Below are 2585 nucleotides of genomic sequence, written 5' to 3'. Positions count from 1 at the left end.
CGTAAGGCAGCGCACGCTCTGACAATCAATCACGGCCCGCATTCACGATCTGCGCAATATCCGCCGGTATTGGCATAGAGGCAAAAGCACTGACGTCCGATCGCCCGGTATTTCCCATCGGCGTGCGACCGGTCAGTGTGCCCAATGGCGCTAGAAACAGACGCAGCACCTGGCCTGCAACCTCGGCCCATTCGCGCCGCGACACCGCGAATGCCAGCATTACGCCGTGCGAGTGGAGATGCAGCGGCAGACTACCCTGAGCGATGATGTGCCCGCGTTCGAGCCTTTGCCACGCGCCAACATAATCGCCGCTGGCACGCGCAGCGCGGAATTCTGCCAGTTCATTTCGATAGGCTGTCCGAATAATGCTCATCGCACCAATCTTCATTTTGTTTTCGACCTACTAGGCTCAGGATCTGTAATTGCAGAGCTAGGCGGTGTTGATCCCTTGAGGGTTTCATGGATCTGTCCGCACTGGCCGGGCCGAAGCCTGGTCGTGCTGTATCGGGTCTCACAGAGGCGAACGTTGCATTGACTCGAAGCGGGCTTTGCAGCCCATCTGACTACCTTCGCAGATCGTTCGTCCCTGCGTTCCCTCTCGGGACACCGCCCTCGGATCAGCTTTGACGCTTCACCGCTGGCAAACAGGTTCTACCCTACCTCACGCCTGGAACAAAGTGCCATCGCGCAGCATGGCATGCATGATGACCGCGAGCCGACGGGCGAGTGCGACACGGGCTTTCTTCAAGCCGCGACGCTTGGCGATCTTCATGGCCCATGTTTTCAGGGCGAAGGTCTCACGGCTCCGGGTGAGGATCGAGTTGGCAGCTTCGTAGAGCAGCTTGCGCACCGTGCTGTCGCCCTGTTTGGTGATCCTGCCTGTCCAGTCGAGCTCACCCGACTGATGACGTCGGGGCACAAGGCCGAAGTAGGCGCCGGCATTGCGCGATTGTCGGAAACGCCCTGCTTCATCGACTGCAGCGGCGAAGGCGGCTGAGGTCTGAACGCCGACACCTGGGATGGTCATCAAGATTTCGCAGGCTTGTGACTGGCTCGCGATGACACGCAGGCGGCGGTCCATTTCCTTGATTTGCTCGACCAATTCTGCGCGCACGGACAGCAAGGATGCGATGGCGTCGCCAAGGCCCGGGATGTGGGCAGCCTGCATGATCCGTTCGAGGAAGGCCTTCCCTTGACCTGCGCCGGGCCGATAGCCGAACGTCGCGCAGAGACCGCGGATCGTGTTGTCGAGCCGGACACGCGCTTCCACCAGATGGCTGCGTGCGGTGATGACGCTGCGAACGCCATGCGCTGCCGGAGATTTGACATGCACCTCCTTGTAGAAGCCGGTGCGCGCCAACTGTGCGAGGCCGGCGGCATCGTGAGGGTCGGTCTTGTTCGCCTTCATTGCTTTGAGGCTCTGGTGCGCCTGGCGGGCATCGATGCACACTACCGGGACACCCAGTTCACGCAGACCAAGGCAAATCGCCGGCGACATGCGGCCCGTTTCGATCACCACCCGCTCGATTGGACCGTATCGCTCCAGCATCATGGCGATCGCCTCCGGAGAGCTTTCCACTTTCTCCGACACGACCTTCCGACCATTGTCATCAACGATGCAGACCTGCGTGGATTCCATCGACAGGTCCAATCCGGCATAGTGCTTCATGGCTGCTTCCTTCCTTCAGGATTCGACAACCAGAAGTGTGCGCCTCAACCAAGGTCCGAGGGAAGCAGCCGCAATTACACGATGACTCACTGATCACAGCCAGAAGAGCACGGTTGCGGCGAGTGCGAGGGCGGAGAAGAAGACGGTTGGACAGCGGCGTATCGCGTTGCCACGCGTCGCCAGTCCTTGAGACGGCCGAACATGATCTCGATACGGTTGCGGCGTTTGTATCGGCGCTTGTCGTATTTGACGGGCATGGAGCGGGATTTCCGGCCCGGAATGCAGGGCTTGATGCCCTTTTGCGCAAGCGCGTCCCTGAACCACTCGGCATCATAGCCCCGATCGGCAAGCATCCACTGTGCCTTGGGCAGGTAGTCGAGAAGGGCCGCTGCGCCGGTGTAATCGCTGATTTGGCCGGCCGTGATGAAGAAGCTCAGGGGGCGGCCGTTGGCATCGGTTATCGCGTGAAGCTTGGTGTTCATGCCACCCTTGGTCCGTCCGATCAGCCGCCCGAGATCCCCTTTTTTACCCCAAGGCTGGAAGCCGTGCGGTGAGCCTTGAGATAGGTCGCGTCGATCATGAGTGTCTGAGGTTCGGCCCTCTGGGCGGACAGGCCTTCCATCATCCGGCCAAACACGCCCATCGCGCCCCACCGTTTCCATCGGTTATACAATGTCTTGTGTGGCCCATACTCCCTCGGCGCATCGCGCCAACGCAGGCCGTTCCGGTTGACGAAGATGATCCCACTCAGAACCCGCCGGTCGTCAACCCGCGGCTTGCCGTGGCTCTTGGGGAAATACGGCGAAAGGCGAGCCATCTGCTCGTCCGTCAGCCAGTACAGGTCGCTCATGCTCAGTCTCCTCGCGGAGCCTGAATCACATCCTCCTCAGCCAATCTATGGGTCCTGAGCCTAGGT

Annotated in this window: 2 protein-coding genes and 1 pseudogene; all 3 read right to left on the bottom strand. The window is 60.5% G+C overall.

Translation table 11 applies throughout. The annotated features are described in order from the left end of the window. Positions 1–25: 25 nt before the first annotated feature. Positions 26–373: a DUF3703 domain-containing protein gene (locus ACOVQ0_RS17215; protein WP_421887270.1), complete on the bottom strand. Its 348-nt coding sequence runs from the start codon at positions 371–373 to the stop codon at positions 26–28. Positions 374–661: 288 nt separating this feature from the next. Further along, positions 662–1669 (bottom strand): IS110 family transposase, encoded by a 1008-nt coding sequence (locus ACOVQ0_RS17210; protein ID WP_421887267.1) that lies wholly within the window; start codon positions 1667–1669, stop codon positions 662–664. A 93-nt stretch (positions 1670–1762) separates the two neighbouring features. Further along, positions 1763–2519 (bottom strand): annotated as a pseudogene (locus ACOVQ0_RS17205) (IS5 family transposase). Between the last annotated feature and the right edge of the window lie 66 nt (positions 2520–2585).

The organism is Novosphingobium sp., assembly GCF_049240505.1.
Classification (GTDB): Bacteria; Pseudomonadota; Alphaproteobacteria; order Sphingomonadales; family Sphingomonadaceae; genus Novosphingobium.
Note: the sequence above shows the minus strand (reverse complement) of the source record. Positions and strands in the feature narration are given on the sequence as shown.